This is a genomic window from Halorubrum sp. AS12 (assembly GCF_051122765.1).
Lineage (GTDB): Archaea > Halobacteriota > Halobacteria > Halobacteriales > Haloferacaceae > Halorubrum > Halorubrum trapanicum.
Map to the genome: position 1 here is coordinate 581,257 of NZ_CP185385.1, position 16,764 is coordinate 598,020.

A 16,764-nucleotide genomic window follows, 5' to 3' on the forward strand; every position below is an offset into this window, starting at 1 on the left:
CCGTCAGCGCCCGCTCTCGGCGCCGGATCCCCGGAGTCCGTCGTCGAGACCGAGTCCGACCAGCCCGCCGTACCGGTCCCACACGACGACGAGCGACGGGACGAGCAGGATCGAACAGAGGTAGGCGTAGAACACGCCCAGCGCGAGCAGGACGCCGAAGTCGCGGAGCAGTGGGATCACCGCGAGCCACAGGACCCCCAGCCCGGAGACGGTGGTGAGCATGCTGCCGGTGAGCGCCCCGCCCGTCCCGGCGATGGTGACGTCGAGCGCCTCGTCGATGGGAAGGCCCGACTTGTACTCGTCGACGAACCGGTGGACGAAGTGGACGGTGTAGTCGACGCCGAGTCCGATGGAAACGGAGAGTATCGGCGCGTTGATCGGCGTCAGCGGAATCGAGAACAGCCGCATCGACCCGACGAGCAGGCCGACCGTGACGAGGACCGGAACGAGGTTCAACAGTCCGTACACCGCCTTCCCTTCGAGGTACGCGTACGACAGCGCTAAGAACAGCGCCGTGAGTCCGAAGGCGGCGAACAGGCTCTGGATCGCCGACTCGGTCAACAGGTCGATCACCGCCTCGTTGACGACGAGGGAGCCGGTCGGTACGGCTTCGAGCGGGGTGCGCTCGGCGAGGCCGCGCACGTCGGAGACCGCCTCAGAGTTGTCGACGCCCGGCTCGATCGTGTAGTCGATCCGCGCGCTGCCGCGGTCGGCGGCCACGTAGCCGCGTGCCTGCCCCCCGCGGAGGAGTCGAGCAGCGCGTCGTACACCTCGTCGACGTTCCGGTCCGGCACGCCGTTGCCGAGGCGGTCGTTGCGCTCGACCAGCGCCGCGAACTCGGGGTCCTGCGCCGCCCGGTCGTCGATCACGGTGACGATACTCGTCGCCTGCGCGCGCCGCTCGTCGGTCGTCGCGAAGGTGTCCGGCGGGTTCCGCGTCGTCCGGTCGATCAGCTCCAAGGCGTCGTCGTCTCTGACCGACTGGTCGATATACAGCGTCACCGACCCCACGAAGTCCTGTTCGAACTCCTCTTCGAAGAGGTTCAACACGTCGAGGAAGGTGTAGTCGGTCGGCGCGAACGGCTCCGGGAGGTCGGCGTACGTCTCCAGTCGGTCTTGGTCGGGGAAGAACGCCTCCTCCGAGAACTCCGTGTTCACGCCGGTGCCGTAGGCGCCGCCGACCGCGCCGCCGACGAGGAGGAGAGCGACGACGGCGACCGGGGCGATCCGCGAGAGGTCGACGCCGACGCGGAGGACGCGGGCGAGCCGCGACCCGCCCGACCCGAGCGCGCTCGTGCCGAACTCGGGGATCGGGAGCCCCTCGCGCCACTGGTCGGCGAGCACCTTCGCCGCCGGGAGGTAGACGCCGAATATCACCAGCGTGAAGATGATCCCGGCGGCCGCGACGATCCCGAAGTCGCGGTTGGGATCGAACGGACTCACCACGTTGGAGACGAGTCCGAACACCGTGGTGATCGTCACGAGCAGGAAGGCGATGAGCAGCTGGTCGGTCGTGGTCCGCATCGACGCCTCGATCCCGGTCCCAGTCTCGCGCTCCTCGCGGTAGCGGTTGACGATGTGGATCCCGAAGTCGATCCCGACCGCGAGCAGGAGCGGGAAGACGGTCACGAGCGAGTCCGAGAAGGGGATCCCGGCGTAGCCCATGAAGCCGAACGTCCACAAAAGCGACAGGAGCAGCGCGGAGATCCCGATCGCCATGTCGATCGGGTCGCGGTAGGCGAAGATCAGGAACCCGACGATCAGGATAAGCGCCGCCGGGAAGACGATGATCGCGGTGTCGGTCAGCAGCGCGGTGATCTCCGACTGGAGGACGCCGTCGCCGAAGAGGATTGCGTTCTCGCCGGCCTCGTTGCCCGGGACGGTGTCGACGACGTCGACGCTGCGGGTCTGAAGCTCAGTGACCCGCGCCGTCGTCGCCGCGTCCGGCAGGTCGTAGGTGATCCCCACGATGGCCGTGTCGGCCGCCTGCGCGGTGGGGTTGTAGTCGACGGACACCTGCGCCGCGATCGCGCCCGCCGCGTCGGCCTCGGAGATGGCCGTCCGCAGTTCGGCGGGCGTCGCCTCCGCCACGGCGTCGCGCCGCTCGGCCGCGTTTGCCGCGTCCGGATCCAGCTGTCGCGCGATCGCGTCCGCGTGACTCGACGTCGACGCGACCCGGAGCGTCGAGCGCGACTCCAGCCGGTGTTGCGTCTCCAAGGTCCGTACCAGCGCGTCGCGAGAGAGCACGTTGTCGTCGGAGACGATCACCTGTGCCGAGGTGGCGGAGCCGCCGATCGACGTCTCGAACTCTTCGTCGATGTCGTCGAGCGCCTGCTGTGCGGGGATGTCCTGGGTGAACTGGTCCGCGCCCGCGCTCGTCTCGATACCCGTCAGGCCGCCCGCGAAGGCGACGGTGACGAGCAGGAAGACCGCGATCACCGCCAGCGGCCGCTCCGTGACGACGCGGTCGATCCGTTCGATGGCGCGGTCGGCCGCGGTCACCGGCGCCCCGCTGTCCGGCGTGCCGTCGCTCGGCGTTCAGTGGCGTGTCCCGTCATCCGATCACCGCCGTCGGTACCAGACGGCGCCGCCGACCGCGGCGACGACGAGCAGGACGACGACGGCGATCAGTCCGGTCGGCGCGCCCCCGTCGTCGACGGCGGCGGTCACGGACACCGGGACCTGCGTGACGTCCGAGATGCGGTCGTTGCCCCGCTCGTCATCGTACCGGAAGTCGAGTTCGATCGGGTGGTCCTCGACGCTCGCACCCGACGCGGCCGACACCTCGAACCAGATCTCCTCGGACTCGCCGGGTTCCAACTCGTCGACGAACGCCTCGTCGTTGACCGCCGTCAGCGGGCTTTCGGCGTAGAGTCCGGCGTTGATCGACGACAGCGTCTCCGGCCGCCGGTTCGTGATCTCCACGTCGATCCGCGTGGTCTCGCCGGCCGAGACCGTGGCGTTGTCGACGGCGAGATCGAACTCGGACTGTCGGGGCGCGACCTCGACGCGGCGGGTCTCCTCGACGGCGACCGTCGCGTCGCCGCTGTCGTACTCGGTCGTGAAGCGGAACTGCCGCGGCCCGGGGTCCGCACTCCCGCTCACGTCGGCGTCGAACGAGAACTCTTCGGACTCGCCCGCCGGGATCGTCGGGAGCGCGTACCGGCTTTCGCCGAGGCTCACGCGGTTGCTCCCGGAGTCGGCGACGAGGACAGCGTTCTCGACGTCGAGCGGTCCTTCGTTGGTGATCGTGCCGGAGACCGTCCCGGAGTACCCGACTTCGAGCGTCCCGGAGACGTCGTCCAGCGAGAACGACTGCTCGCGGATCGGGACGACGCCGGCGCGCGCGGGCGCCGCGGTCTCGTCGATCCCGTCCGGGTCCCGGTAGTCGACGGTCGAGGAGAGGGCGTACGCGCCGCCGCCGAACGCCTCGCCGACCGACGAGTCGAACGTCACCGTCCGGTTCTCGCCGGGCGACCAGTCGCCGACGAACGACTGGCCGCCGCCCTCGCCGGACCCGAGCCGGACTCCCGGGCTGGTCGTCGTTCCGGAGACGACTGCGTCGCGGGCGGTCTCATCGCCGACGTTCGACATCGTGACGGTCACGTCGCCGCCGCCGCCGACCTGCGCGTCGGTGTCGGTCTCCAGCACCGCGAAGCGCGCGCCGTCGTCGACGACGATGGTCAGGTCGAAGTCGTCGATCCCCCGGCGGTCCTTGTGGTCGTTGAACTCGGGGATGACCTCGAAGGTGTACCGGTAGCGGGCCGTCGCCTCCACCTCGTACCTGCCGTCGGGCACGTCGTCGGGCACGGTCACGTCGAGGGGGACGGAGACGGGGCTCGCGGAGGTCGGCACGTCGCCGACCGGTATCTTGCCGTCCTCGACGTCGATCGGTACGTCGCCGTCGTCGACTTCGAGGGTGAGCCCGCGGGCGGTGGTCACCCGGGAGTCAAGCTGGTTGCCGATCTCCATCTCGCCGGTGTTGATGATGTCGACGGTCACCGTCGACTCGGCGCCGCTGGGCACCGACCGCTGCGAGACGAACAGATCCAGCACCGGCGACCCGCGGATCTGTCTGGGGGTCGGGTCGGACTCCGTCTGCGCGACGGCGCCGTCTGCGATCGGGCCGTCAACCCCCGAGAGCGCGGCGGAGCCGCCGCCGGAGGCGCCCCCAGCGCTCGGCGCCGCGGCGCCGGCGAGCGAGACGCCGACGAGGAGCGCGCTCGCGGCGACGACGGCGAGCGCGACGGTCGCGAGCCGCGTCGACCGACTCATCGATCCCCTCCAGCGGTCCCGCGGGCGGAGCTGGTCGGCGGCGCCGACCGGCCGTACCGTGACGCGTCGAAACGAGTCATACGGTCCGCTCGGTCTCCCGAGGAATAAGCGTGTTGAATGAACGTTCAATCAGGGGCCATATATAGCGCACTCGTCTACGCGACGTATGAACGACCCGTTCGCGGAGCCGTCGGACACCCGACAGGCGATCCTCGGCGCGGCGTTCCGCGCGCTCTGTGAACACGGGTACGCGAACGTCACGATCCAGCGGATCGGCGACGAGTTCGACAAGAGTCCCTCGCTGGTGTACCACCACTACGACGGGAAAGACGACCTGCTGATCGATCTGTTGGGGTTCCTGCTCGACGAGTTCGAGGCGTCCATCGCCGACGGGGCCGTCGCAGAGCCGTCGGAAGGAGACGACGCGGCCGCGAGGGAGGGGACCGAGATAGCCCCGGAGGAGGCGTTCGATCGCTCGGCGCGCGACCAGCTCGACGGCTACCTCACGGCCGCGGTCGACCCCGCGTCGCTCGACGAGGAGTACGCTCCCGACGCGCGGTTCGTCACGGTGATGACCGAACTCCGGTCGCAGGCCGGCAGCGACGAGGCGTACCGCGAACACTTCGACCGCAGCGACCGCGTCTTCGGCGAGTACCTCGAGCGACTCGTCCGCGAGGCGGCGGCCGACGCGTCCCGCGACGGCGCCGAGGGGACGAACGGCGACCGCTTCGTCGCCGCGTCGGAAGTCGCGTTGACGCTCCAGACGTTCGCCACCGGAGCGATGTTCCGGTGGACGACGACGAACGAGAAGTCGTGGGTCGCGGAGTCGCGGGCCGGGATCGACCGATACCTGGAAGCGATGTTACCGCTCGTCGAGACTACCGATTCGGGGGAGTAGCGGGCCGAGGCGCCGTCAGCGGTCCGTGACGCCCTCGGCGTCCATCCGGGAGACCTCCTCTTCGAGCCACTCGCGGAGCCACTTCACGCGCTTGATGCGCTGGTGGGCGATGCCCTCGGCGGTGTCGGAGACGACGCGATCCGTGTGGTCGTACGCGCGCTGGAGCACGCGGTCGACCATCTTCGCGGCGTCCATGTGCGTGCGGGACTCGTACCCCATCCGCAACAGCATGAGGACGGCGCCGTTGGCGCCGACCTTGTCGAGCACGTCGGCCTCGATCAGACACCGGCTTTCGAGGGGCACGTCGGCGAGGTCGCCGGTGTAGGAGTGGTCGACGACCGCCCCGCACACCTCCTCGATGAACGACTCCGGGTAGTTGCCGCGGCTCTGGAGGTACTCGCGGGTGACGCGCGCGCCGGCCTCCGCGTGAACGTCCTGTTCGGCCTCCAGCTTGGCGACGTCGTGGAAGACGGCGGCGACGCGGACCACGTCGACGTCGGCGCCCTCGGCCTCGGCGATTTCGGTCGCGAGGTCGACGACGTTGAGGATGTGGTTGAAGCGGTACGACGACGAGTGCCAGGGGTACCAGCGCATGCGTCCGCCGTCGTCCTCGCCCTCGACGCTGGCCGCGAGGTAGTCGCGGACGAACCCCTTCATCTCCTCGAAATCCTCGTCGCTCACCTCCGTTTCCTTAATTTCGACGCCCACCGGGACCACCTCGGGCGAAAAGATCGTGATTCATTACCGTAGCCGAGGAGCGTTTCGGTCTTAGGCGTTACGACGGAGTCTCCCGCCGGAGACGGCCGGCGGGGAGGGTCGCCGTCGGGCGGCGAGGCGAGATTCGACGCGACGCGAGACCCTTAACAGGGTCCGGGGCGCACCGACCTCTATGTTGAGCCCCTTCGGGGACGGCGACCGCGCCCGGTTCCAGCGGGCGGCGGCGGTGAACGTCGCCGGCAACGCGGTGAAGATCGCGGTCGAGGGGGCGGCGGGGCTCGCCTTCGGCAGCGTCGCGCTGGTGGCCGACGCCGCCCACTCCGTCGCCGACCTCGTCGCCAGCGCGGTCGTGTTCGTTTGGGGGGGATCGCGGTACGAGAGTGCCGACGAGACGCATCCGCACGGTCACCAGCGGATCGAGCCGCTGACGGCGCTGCTCGTCGGCGCGACCATCGTCGTCCTCGGGCTCCTCCTGTTGCGCGAGTCGGTCCTCGGGCTGCTCGGGACGCACAGTCCGCCTCAGAAGAGCCTCCTCCTCGTCGCCGCGCTGCTGTTCGCGATGGCGGACATGTATCTGCTGTACTGGTACACGGAGCTGGTGAACGCCGACCTCGGCTCGACGGCGCTCGCCGCGCTCGCCGTCGACTGCCTCAACGACATCTACACCACGATCGCGGCGCTCGTCGGCGTGTTCGGCGTGTTCCTCGACGTCCCGATCCTCGATCCGGTCGCCGGCGCGCTCGTCAGCCTCCTCGTCGTCTATCAGGGGATCGAGATCGGCCGCGAGAACGTCACCTACCTCGTCGGGGGCGCCCCGCCGGCGGGCGACCGCGACCGCGTCGTCGCCGCGCTCCGCGAGAACCCCGCGGTCGAGGGGGTCCACGACCTCACCGTCTACTACGACGGGACCGACCTGGAGGTCGAGGTCCACGTCGAGGTCGACGGGGAGATGACGCTCCGGGAGGCCCACGACGTGGAGACGGAGCTCGTCACGAGCCTCCGCGCGCTGGAGGACGTCGGCGATGTCCACGTCCACCTCGACCCGTCCGGACTCGGCGAGTGGAAGGACGCCGAAGACCGGGGCGGCGAGTAGAACGGAGAGATCCGTGCGAGCGAGGAGACGGGGACGAACGACGGGGTCGCCTCGGCGTGCGGGTTAACTCGTCCGCGCACGGCGCCGGTCGGCTCTCGCTGCGGTGATGACTTATAAAAGCGGTGCGGTGGCGCGCCCCGGCGAGCGGCCCGGAGGGCCGCGAACCGACGGTGCGAGGGAGTCGGCCGCCCGGAGCGAAGCGGAGGGCGACCGACGAGGCTGGGGAGGCGTGAGGTGCTGTGCGGGGCGGGACTCAAAGGGGCAGCCGCGAGGGCGAAGGCGCGCGACGTAAGCACCGAGGGAGCGAACAGAGTGAGCGACCGAGGCGCGCAGCGAGCGCACCGAGCCCTCGCGGCTGGGGCTTTGGAGGTGTTCGCCGTCGATCTCCGGTCAATCATTTATACCCGATCGGCTGGGGCTTTGGCGGTGTTCGTCGCCGATCCGAGGCCGTTCATTTATAAGAGAGCGGCTGGGGCTTTGGAGGTCCGCACCGCTTCGTCTGTCACTTATAAATAGCCGGCACCGGCACCAAGATTTCACTTATAAACAACCGCTCAGTCGTCTAGATAAACGTACTCCCGCTATCGCTCGTCGCTCGCCGTCTACGGGAACAGCCCGCGGTACTCGTGGGCCTTCGCCGTGCGCTCCAAGGCGAGCGTGTACGCGGCGGTCCGCAGGTCAGGAAGTTCCTTGGCGTCGTACTGCTCGATGGTCTTGTCGAACGCGTCGCCGATGCGGCGCTCCAACTCGGCGTTGACCGTCTCCAGCGGCCACGAGAACTCTTGGGCGTTCTGGACCCACTCCAGGTACGAGACGATGACGCCGCCCGCGTTCGCGAGGATGTCCGGCACGACCTGGATGTCGCGCTCGGTGAGCGCCTTGTCGGCGGCGACCGTCGTCGGGCCGTTGGCGGCCTCGACGATCGCGGACGCGCGGAGGTCGTCGACGTTGTCCGCGGTGATCACGCCCTCGACGGCGGCCGGGATGAGCACGTCGACGTCGAGGGTCAGCAGTTCCGCGTTGGTGATCGCGTCCGGGTCGTCCCAGCTGGAGCCGTCCGCGTTCCCCCGGTACTCGCCCGCGACGTACTCCTCGATCAGGCCGCCCGCGTCGACGTGCGCGCCGAGCGCCGCCACGTCGAGTCCGTCGGGATCGTAGGCCGCGCCCGACACGTCGGAGGTCGCGACCACGTTGGCGCCCGACTCGTCGAGGAGCCGGGCCGCGTTCGACCCGACGTTCCCGAACCCCTGAATCGCGATGGAGGCGTCGGAGAGGTCGCGGTCGAGGTACTCGAAGAGCCGCTCGGTCACGAGCGAGACCCCGCGACCCGTGGCCTCGACGCGGCCGGGCGTCCCGCCGATCTCCAGCGGCTTGCCCGTGACGACCTGCGGGATGGAGTGCCCCTCGTACATCGAGTAGGTGTCCATCATCCACGCCATCGTCTGCGGGTTCGTGTTCATGTCCGGCGCGGGCACGTCGGTCTCGGGACCGATCATCCGGCGGATCCCTTCGGTGTACCGACGGGTGAGGCTCTCCAGATCGTTCTGGGTGAGCTCTTTCGGCTCGCAGATCACGCCGCCCTTCGCGCCGCCGTACGGGAGATCGACCAGCGCGGTCTTCCAGGTCATCCACCCGGCGAGCGCCTCGACCTCGCGCTGGGTGACCGACGGGTGGAACCGGACGCCGCCCTTGAAGGGCCCGCGGGCGCTGTCGAACTGACAGCGGTACCCCTCGAACACTTCGACCTCGCCGGAGTCCAACTCGACCGGGAGCGTGACCTTGAGCGTGCGCTCCGGGTGTTTGAGCCGCTCGAAGATACCGTGGTCCACGTCTGCGTACTCCTCGGCGCGGTCCATCTGGGCGAGCATGTTCTCGAACGGATCGTCGGTCATGGCCGGCACGACTCGACCATGGGTGATATCGGTTTCGGCAAGTATCGCCATCGGGAGACAATATATATCATGATTTTTCTCTTTTTCTCGGCCGTTTCCGGCCGGACTTATACGTCGGGACCGTCAATCGCCGTCCATGACACACGGACGCGCGACGGGGGACCGTCGATGACGGCACAGACGCTCCACCCCCGAGTCCAGATCGTGTGGGTCCTCCGCGCGGTGCTCCTCTCGGCACTGATCACCGCCCCGTTCGTCGGCGGCGTGTACCTCGAGTACCTCCCGCAGTGGGCGCCGGTCGCCGTGGGGGCCGTGGTCCTGACGATCACGGTCGCGCACGCGCTGCTCCGCTACCGACGCTGGAGCTACGAGATCCGCGAGGACGCGATCTACCTCGACCGCGGCGTGATCACGCAGGTGCGGACCACGGTGCCGCTGGTGCGGATCCAGCACGTCGACTCCCGGCGCGGCCCGATCGAGCGGACCGCCGGACTCGCCTCCTGCGTGGTGTACACTGCGGGATCGCGGGGCGCGGACGTGCGGATTCCGGGACTCACGCCGGACGGCGCGAGCGACCTCCGCGAGGAGCTGAAGCGGTTGGCGATCCGCGCCGACGGGGAGGACGCGGTGTGAAGCTGGCGCCGCAGTCGGTCCCGTACCGCGCGCTCCAGAAGGCGGCCGGGACCGCCGTCGCGCTGTTCGTCATCGTGAACAGCGGCGGGTTCGGACTCCCGCTGGCGGTCGGCGGAGGCGCCGCGATCCTCGTCGCGATGTTCGCCTACGAGGTCGCGTACTACCGCCGGTTCGAGTACGTCCTCACCGAGGACACGCTCGACATCTCCTCCGGCGTCATCTCCCGACGCGAGCGGGAGATCCCGTATCGTCGGATCCAGAACGTCGACGTGAGCCGGGGGGTGATCCAGCGCGCGATCGGCGTCGCCGCGGTCGACTTAGAGACCGCCGGCGGCTCCAGCACGGAGGGGTCGATCCGATACGTCACGCCCGACGAGGCGACCCGGATCCAGCGGGAGGTCCAGCGCCGGAAGTCCGACGCGAACCGCCCGGACAACGCCGGAGAGGGAACGGCGACCGGCGTCGACGCGGTCGACCGCGGCCGCGAGGACGCGTTCGCTCCGGACGAAGAGGAGCTGTTCGCCATCTCGCCCGGCGAACTCGCCCTCGTCGGTGCGCTGTCGTTCGACGGGCGCCTGATCGGACTCCTGGCGTTCCTCAGCTCCGGGTCGTTCCCGGTGCTGTCGAGCTTCCTGCCGGAGACGTCGGCCGCCGCGCTGACCGCGACGGCGATCGTCGGGGTCGCCGCCCTCTTCCTCGCGTCGTGGCTCATCGGCGCGGGCGTGGCCTTCTCGAACTACTACGGGTTCCGGCTCTCCCGTGCCGGCGACGAACTGCGCTACGAGCGTGGCCTGTTCCGCCGGTACAGCGGGTCGATCCCGACCGAGAAGATCCAGACGCTGCGGATCACGGACAACCCGGCCAAGCGGGCGCTCGGATACGCGAGCCTCTCTATCGAGACCGCGGGCTACGCTCCCGGGCAGGGGGGCGAGTCCGGCAACCAGTCCGCCGTGCCGATCGCCGCGACCGACCGGGTCTACCGGCTCGCACACGAGATCGAGTCGTTCGGGACGCCCGAGTTCGAACGCCCGCCAAAGCGGATCCGGTGGCGGTACGTCGTCCGGTACGCCATGGTCGTCGGCGTCCTCACGGGGATCGCGTACGCCGTGAACTGGTACGTCGCGGCGCCGCTCCCCTGGTACGGGGTCGCCGCGCTCCTCCTCGCCGTGCCGCCCGCGGCGCACCTGAAGTGGAAACACCGCGGCTACTGGCTCGGCGAAGACCACCTGCTCACGCGGAACGGGTTCTGGGGTCGGACCGTCGCCGTCGTCCCGTACTACCGGATCCAGAACGTGATCGACAGCCGGACCGTGTTCCAGCGCCGGTGGGGCGTCGCGACGATCGTCGCCGACACGGCGGGGACCGGGTCGCTGACCGGGAGCGATGCCGCCGCGGTCGACTTCGAAATCGAGGAGGCCGAGGCGCTGAAAGAGACGCTCACCGAACGCCTCGCGACCGCCGTCGCGGAGCGGCGCAGTGAGGAGAGCGACCGCTTCGAGTGGATCGACGAGGGCGGCGGCCGGGACGAGCGCGCCGACCGTGACGAGAACGTTGACCGCGTTGAGCGCGTCAACCGCGTCGAGCGTGTCGACCGCGACGAAGACACCGAGAGCACCGGAGTCGACGCGGAACCGGACACGACGCCAGAAGGGACGAGAACCGACGAGGCGTCGACCGGAGACGCGACGACCAACGAGGCGTCGACCGGAGACGTGACAACCGACGACGCGGCGCCCGACAACGAGTCCGACATCCCGGACGACGGCGTCGTCCGCCCCGACTTCTCGCCGGGCGACCGCGACTACTCGGAGCCGGCGGACCGAATCGACACCGGCGGATACGCGGTCGACCAGAACCCCTCGGACGCCGACGTCGCCCACGGCCCCGGATTCGACGACGAGAGCGACGGCGGAGCGGCGAACGTCGATCGAGACGAAGACGAGACGGAAGGCGACCGCGACGGAGACGAGACGAAAGGCGACCGCACCGCCGACAGCGACGACGGCGATCCGAGAGCCTGACCGCTCCGGGCCGCGGTCCTACTCGTCCAGCAACTGCTGTGCGATAGTGTTGCGCAGCACTTCGCTCGTTCCCTCGTATATCTCGGAGAGCTTCGCGTCGCGGTAGAAACGCTCGGCCGGGAAGTCCTTGGTGTAGCCGTAGCCGCCGTGGATCTGGATCCCCTCGTTGGCGACCTCGCGGGCGATCTCCGAGGCGTACAGCTTCGCCTGCGCGGCCTCCTTGATGTAGTCCTCGTCGCGGATCTTCAGGTCGGCCGCCTCGTGCGATCAGCAGCTCCGCGGCGCGCGCCTTCGTGTCCATGTCCGCGAGCTTGTGCTGGATCGCCTGGAAGTCGGAGATGGGGCGGTCGAACTGCTCGCGCTCTTGGGCGTACTCGGTCGCCTCGTCGAGCGCGGCGCGCGCGATGCCGACCGACCGGGCCGCGATCGTGATCCGCCCGCCGTTGAGCGTCTTGAGGGCTTGGACGAACCCCTCACCCTCCTCGCCGAGCAGCCGGTCCTCGGGGATCCACATGTCGTCGAACCGCAGCTCCGCGGTCGGACACCCCTTGTCGCCGAGCTTGTCCTCGGTCCCCTCGACGATGAACCCGTCGTCCTCCTCGGGGCGCACGACGAACGACGAGATGCCCTTCCGGCCCGCGTCCGGGTGGGTCTTCGCGAAGAGGGTGACCGTGTCCGCGACGGAGCCGTTCGAGATCCAGAGCTTCCCGCCGTTGACGAGGTAGCCGTCGCCGTCGCGCTCCGCGGCGACGCCGCTCCGTTCCGAGGCGCTTCGCGCCTCGCGCTCCGCCGTGGTCGACATCGCGGGCACGTCCGAGCCGGCCTCGGCCTCCGAGAGCGCGAACGCGCCGATGTCGTCGGCGGTGTTCAAGGCGGTGAGGTACTCCTCCTTCTGGGCCTCGTCGCCGAACTCGTACAGCATGTTGCCGGCCAGAGACGTGTGGGCGGCGACGACGGTGCCGAGTCCGCCGGAGCCGCGAGAGATCTCTTCGAGTCCAATCGCGTAGCTGTGGTAGTCGAGACCGGCGCCCTCGTACTCGACCGGGAACGGCATCCCCATGAGACCGAGATCGGCCATCTCGTCGACCAGGTCGGCGGGGAACTCGTCGTTCTCGTCGATCTCGGCCGCGCGCGGGACGACCTCCTCGTCGACGAACTCCGCGACCGTGTCGCGGATCTGGCGCTGTTCTTCGGTGAGCGTGAACTCCATGTCGGGACGTTCGACCGGGCCGACTTAGCCGTTTTCACACGGTTGTACACGGGTCTCCGGTTCGTCGGCACGAGCGGCGACGGGGTCGTCCGGTTTCGACGTCCCGATCGACGAGGAACGGCCGGCCGGCGTTCCACGAGGCTTTTTATGCGTTGTGCCGTAACGTCTGGCAACTGAATGAGCGGACGAGAACACGCCCCCGGCGAGGCCGACCTCGCGTGGTGTCACGAGGCGGTCCAAGGGGTCTCGCGGACTTTCGCGCTGACCGTCGACGTGTTAGAGGAGCCGATGGCCTCCCAGATCTGCGTCGGCTACCTCCTCTGTCGCGTCGCCGACACGGTGGAGGACGCCGGCCACATCCCACCGGAAGCCCAGAGCGACGTGCTACGAACGTATCGGCGAGCGATCGACCCGGACGACGAGACCGACATCGGCGAGTTCCGCGAGGCGGTCGACGAGTGGCTGCCCGCGGAGCGCGACGACGACTGGACCGTCGTCGCCGAGGCGCCCACAATCGCCGCGACGTTCGAGGAGCTCGATCCGGAGGCGCAGGAGGCAATCGTCCCGCCGGTGTTGGAGATGGTCGACGGGATGGCGATGTTCGTCGACCGCCACGCCACCGAAGGCGGGCTTCGGATCGACGACCGCGACGAGCTAGAGCAGTACTGCTACTACGCGGCTGGTACCGTCGGCAACCTCATCACGAACCTGCTCACCCGTGGCGACATCGGCGAGGAGCGCGCGGAGCAGCTGCGCGAGACCGCCGAGGAGTTCGGTCTCCTCTTACAGCTCGTGAACGTCTCGAAGGACGTCTACGACGACTACACCGAGGAGAACAACGTCTACCTCCCCGCGGAGTGGCTCGAAGCCGAGGGCGTCGACCAGGAGCGCGTCGTCCACCCCGAGAACCGCGAGTCGTCCGCGCGCGTCGTCGACCGCACCGCCGACTACGCGCGGTCGTTCCTCGACGACGCGCAGGCGTACTTAGAGACGATGCCGCTCTCGAACGGCAACACGCTGGAGGCGTGGACCGTCCCGTACCTGCTCGCGGTCGGCACCCTCCGCGAACTCGGGAGCCGCCCGGAGGACGCGCTCACCGAGACCGGCGTGAAGGTGTCCAGACAGGAGGTGTTCGCGGTGATGTCCGCCGCGAGCGACGTGGGCCGCGACTCGCTCGCGGAGCTGCGGCAGACGATCGCCCGGACCCCGTTCCACCGCGCTGTCGGCTCGGCCGACTGAAGCGCCGCGGTCCGACGGCGGTCGGCGCCGGTTCCTCCCCCACTCGTTTCTCACAGCCGCGACCGCGCCCGCGACACCGCGGGAACGCGCACGCCGATCGTCTCCCCCAGCGCCTCGGCCGCGCTCAGCAGCCACTCCGCGCGCTCGACCCGCGAGTCGAGGTCACCGGGACCGATCCGGTAGCGCTCGACCAGCTCCTCGACGGTCGCGCCGCCGATCCACTCGTCGAGGATGCGCGCCGTCTTCACGGACTCCAGCCACCCCTCGAAGTCGTCCGGCTCGGTCATGTCCGTGGTCAGGTGGGCGGCGTTGCTCCGCGCGAACCGGTAGATGTCGGCTCGCTCGGCGTTTCCGAGATAGGTGTCTTCCATGTCCGGCGTGTCGCAGATAACCTCGAAGGCGGTGAGCGTCGTCGCGTCCGAGAGGTCCGCTGCCGCCCGGAGCCCGGCGACGATCGACTCGCCCGTCTCGGGACGCACGTACTGCTTCGAGGTCGTCTCGCCGACCGCCGTCGCGACGAGCCGGTAGTCCTCGACGCCGCCCGTCTCCCGGGCGACCATCCCGGCCGCGACGAGGTCATCGACCGCGACGGCGACCGCGTCGGCAAGGCCGCCCGCGCCGGTCTCCCGGGCGTAGAACGTCCCCTCGAAGACGTCGAGGATCTCGGTTTCGGTCGCCGCGAATCCCGTCGCGATCGCCGCGAGGACGTGGGTCCGGAGCGCGCCCGGGTCGGCGAGCTGCGACTCGACGGCCTCCGGCTCGCCCTCGACGTACCGCTCGCGCACCTCCGCCCGCGTGTCGGCGTCGGCGACGAGGACGGCTTCCCCGTGCGGGTCGAGACCGGGGCGCCCCGCTCGGCCGCACATCTGGTGGACCTCGAGCGTCGGGATCCACGACATTCCACTCTCTCCGTAGCGTCGTTGGTCGCGGACGACGACGCGCCGTGCCGGGACGTTGACCCCGGCGGCCAGCGTGGGCGTCGCGCAGATACAGGCAGCGTCGCGCTCGCGGAACGCCGACTCGACGACCGAGCGGTGGCCGGAGCGGAGCCCGGCGTGGTGGAACGCGACGCCGGCGCGCAGGCAGTCCGCGAGCTGTTGCCCGGTGAGCGTGCCGTCCACGTCGGTGACCTCGTCCGCCGCAGCCGCGGCCGCATCCTCGATCCCGAGGTCCGCCGCGAGTCCGTCGTCCGCGAGCCGCTCCGCGAGGTCGACCGCCTCGCGACGGGAGCGGACGAACGCGAGACACTGGCCGCCGTCCGCGACCGCGTCGGCGACCAGCGCGGCTGTGACCTCAGTGGAGTCGGTCTCGTCGTCGACCCCACCGTCGGCTTCCGTCTCGTCGCGGTCGACGTTGCCGTCGGGATCCGAATCATTGGCGGCCGCGACGTCGACCGACAGGGACGTTCCGTCGTCGAACGTGACGTCTCCGCCGACGGCGACGCCGGTCCGTAGCTCGACGGGCCGCCAGTCGGACTCGACGAGGGCGGCATCGAGCCAGTCCGCTATCGCCTCGGGGTTGTCGACGGTCGCCGACAGCGCCACCGTTTGGAGGTCGGGGTTCCGGCGCCGGAGCGTCGCCAGCGTCACTTCGAGGGTCGGCCCGCGGCGCTTCGCGCCGAGCAGGTGGACCTCGTCGACGACGACGCAGGCCAGCTCGTCGACCCACGAGGCGCCGTTTCGGATCGCCGAGTCGACCTTCTCGCTCGTGGCGACGACGACGTCGTTGCCCGCCAGCTCCTCGCCCGTCGCGTCGAAGTCGCCGGTGGAGATTCCGACCTCGACGCCGGGTAACGCCGCGAACGTCTCGTACTTCTCGCGGGCGAGCGCGCGGAGCGGACAGACGTACAGCCCGGGACCGTCCGCGGTCAACAGCGCGATCTGGGCGACAAACGTCTTTCCGGACGCGGTCGGCACCGCCGCGACGACGTCGGCGCCCTCGCAGACGCCCGCGTCGACCGCCGCGCGCTGCGGCGGGTACAGCTCGCGCACGCCGCGCTCGGCGAAGTGGTCGATAACTGACGGCGAAAGCGGCAGATCCCGGACGCGCATACGAACACGCGTTCGGCCGGATCGGTGATAAAGAGTCGGCGGAATCCCCCTCAACCGGTTCGGTCGCGGGCTATCCGTCGGTGTCGAAGTCCTGAAAGAGCTTCTCGTAGTCTTCGTCGTTGGTCGCGACCGCGTCGCGCGACTCGTCGGCCTGCTCGCGGAGCTCGGTAATCCGGTCGGTGAGCCGCTGGTACTCCTCGTTGTCCGCCAGATCGCTCGCGCTCTTCTCGGACTCCAGCATCGCCTTCTTCGAGGTCAACGAGAACAGCTCTTGGACCTCCGAGTCGTACTCGCCGCGTCGCAGCAGCCCCTCGACCGTCTCTCGAAGGGTATCGCTCGTAACGGGCTTGACGAGGTAGTCGTCGAAGCCCATCTCTAGGATGTCGAAGTCCGGCTCGACGGCGGTGACCATGGCGACCCGACAGTTGATGCCGCGGTCGCGGACGGCCGTGAGAACCTCGTCGCCGGAGAGACCGGGCATCCGTCGATCGAGGAGGATCGCGTCGACCTCGTCGTCGGCCTCGTCCAGTTGATCGAGCGCCTCGTGGCCGCCGTACGCGGTTCGAACGCGGTACTCGTCGCCGAGCCAAGCGGCGTACAGATCGGCCAGATCGGGTTCGTCCTCGACCACGAGGACCAGCGGCGGTTGCTCACTCATGGATGACGGGAGCGAGGGGGTGTTCGCTCACACGTTTCGTCTCGCCGCTGGCTATATTAAAATACCTCTTCGGCGCTC

The 16,764-nt window shown here is 69.5% G+C and carries 10 protein-coding genes and 2 pseudogenes; 5 read left to right on the forward strand and 7 right to left on the reverse strand.

From position 1 onward, the window contains the following. Positions 1-3: 3 nt before the first annotated feature. Together ACODNG_RS02975 and ACODNG_RS02980 are read right to left on the reverse strand one after the other, a co-directional pair. A pseudogene (locus tag ACODNG_RS02975) lies at positions 4-2,501 on the reverse strand (efflux RND transporter permease subunit). A 60-nt stretch (positions 2,502-2,561) separates the two neighbouring features. Next, positions 2,562-4,274: a COG1361 S-layer family protein gene (locus ACODNG_RS02980; RefSeq protein ID WP_434522371.1), complete on the reverse strand. Its 1,713-nt coding sequence runs from the start codon at positions 4,272-4,274 to the stop codon at positions 2,562-2,564. Positions 4,275-4,440: 166 nt separating this feature from the next. On the opposite strand from ACODNG_RS02980, the gene ACODNG_RS02985 reads away from it, so the two are divergent. Continuing rightward, positions 4,441-5,172, forward strand: a complete 732-nt coding sequence (locus tag ACODNG_RS02985; protein WP_434522372.1) for a TetR/AcrR family transcriptional regulator — start codon at positions 4,441-4,443, stop codon at positions 5,170-5,172. A 15-nt stretch (positions 5,173-5,187) separates the two neighbouring features. Here ACODNG_RS02985 and ACODNG_RS02990 read toward each other — a convergent pair whose 3' ends face one another. Next, positions 5,188-5,889 carry an HD domain-containing protein gene (locus tag ACODNG_RS02990; RefSeq protein WP_209546101.1) on the reverse strand — a complete coding sequence of 234 codons (702 nt, stop codon included), beginning with the start codon at positions 5,887-5,889 and terminating at the stop codon, positions 5,188-5,190. 172 nt (positions 5,890-6,061) lie between these two features. Between ACODNG_RS02990 and ACODNG_RS02995 the strand changes: the two genes are divergently transcribed. Continuing rightward, the gene (locus tag ACODNG_RS02995; RefSeq protein WP_434522373.1) at positions 6,062-6,982 is read left to right on the forward strand and encodes a cation diffusion facilitator family transporter; all 921 of its coding nucleotides are present in this window, start codon (positions 6,062-6,064) and stop codon (positions 6,980-6,982) included. Positions 6,983-7,584: 602 nt separating this feature from the next. Here the strand turns inward: ACODNG_RS02995 and ACODNG_RS03000 are convergent. Beyond that, a complete protein-coding gene (locus tag ACODNG_RS03000; RefSeq protein ID WP_434522374.1) occupies positions 7,585-8,874 on the reverse strand; it encodes a Glu/Leu/Phe/Val family dehydrogenase in 1,290 nt (429 codons plus the stop codon). A 168-nt stretch (positions 8,875-9,042) separates the two neighbouring features. Between ACODNG_RS03000 and ACODNG_RS03005 the strand changes: the two genes are divergently transcribed. Beyond that, a complete protein-coding gene (locus ACODNG_RS03005; protein ID WP_434522375.1) occupies positions 9,043-9,507 on the forward strand; it encodes a PH domain-containing protein in 465 nt (154 codons plus the stop codon). Next, positions 9,504-11,528, forward strand: coding sequence for a PH domain-containing protein (locus ACODNG_RS03010; RefSeq protein ID WP_434522376.1), 2,025 nt, complete (start codon positions 9,504-9,506; stop codon positions 11,526-11,528). Before ACODNG_RS03005 ends, ACODNG_RS03010 begins: the two co-directional genes overlap by 4 nt. An 18-nt stretch (positions 11,529-11,546) precedes the next feature. Here the strand turns inward: ACODNG_RS03010 and ACODNG_RS03015 are convergent. After that, a pseudogene (locus ACODNG_RS03015) lies at positions 11,547-12,738 on the reverse strand (acyl-CoA dehydrogenase family protein). Between the two features lie 177 nt (positions 12,739-12,915). Here ACODNG_RS03015 and ACODNG_RS03020 point away from each other — a divergent pair. Continuing rightward, positions 12,916-13,977 carry a phytoene/squalene synthase family protein gene (locus ACODNG_RS03020; protein WP_434522377.1) on the forward strand — a complete coding sequence of 354 codons (1,062 nt, stop codon included), beginning with the start codon at positions 12,916-12,918 and terminating at the stop codon, positions 13,975-13,977. Between the two features lie 50 nt (positions 13,978-14,027). Here ACODNG_RS03020 and ACODNG_RS03025 read toward each other — a convergent pair whose 3' ends face one another. Beyond that, positions 14,028-16,028: a DEAD/DEAH box helicase gene (locus tag ACODNG_RS03025; RefSeq protein WP_434522378.1), complete on the reverse strand. Its 2,001-nt coding sequence runs from the start codon at positions 16,026-16,028 to the stop codon at positions 14,028-14,030. 70 nt (positions 16,029-16,098) lie between these two features. Further along, positions 16,099-16,686 (reverse strand): HalX domain-containing protein, encoded by a 588-nt coding sequence (locus ACODNG_RS03030; protein WP_434522379.1) that lies wholly within the window; start codon positions 16,684-16,686, stop codon positions 16,099-16,101. Positions 16,687-16,764 lie beyond the last annotated feature (78 nt).

Bases quoted from the DNA above. Each gene is read 5' to 3' on its own strand.
- ACODNG_RS02980 (WP_434522371.1), bottom strand. From the start codon at position 4,274: ATGAGTCGGTCGACGCGGCTCGCGACCGTCGCGCTCGCCGTCGTCGCC.
- ACODNG_RS02985 (WP_434522372.1), top strand. From the start codon at position 4,441: ATGAACGACCCGTTCGCGGAGCCGTCGGACACCCGACAGGCGATCCTC.
- ACODNG_RS02995 (WP_434522373.1), top strand. From the start codon at position 6,062: ATGTTGAGCCCCTTCGGGGACGGCGACCGCGCCCGGTTCCAGCGGGCG.
- ACODNG_RS03000 (WP_434522374.1), bottom strand. From the start codon at position 8,874: ATGACCGACGATCCGTTCGAGAACATGCTCGCCCAGATGGACCGCGCC.
- ACODNG_RS03005 (WP_434522375.1), top strand. From the start codon at position 9,043: ATGACGGCACAGACGCTCCACCCCCGAGTCCAGATCGTGTGGGTCCTC.
- ACODNG_RS03020 (WP_434522377.1), top strand. From the start codon at position 12,916: ATGAGCGGACGAGAACACGCCCCCGGCGAGGCCGACCTCGCGTGGTGT.
- ACODNG_RS03025 (WP_434522378.1), bottom strand. From the start codon at position 16,028: ATGCGCGTCCGGGATCTGCCGCTTTCGCCGTCAGTTATCGACCACTTC.
- ACODNG_RS03030 (WP_434522379.1), bottom strand. From the start codon at position 16,686: ATGAGTGAGCAACCGCCGCTGGTCCTCGTGGTCGAGGACGAACCCGAT.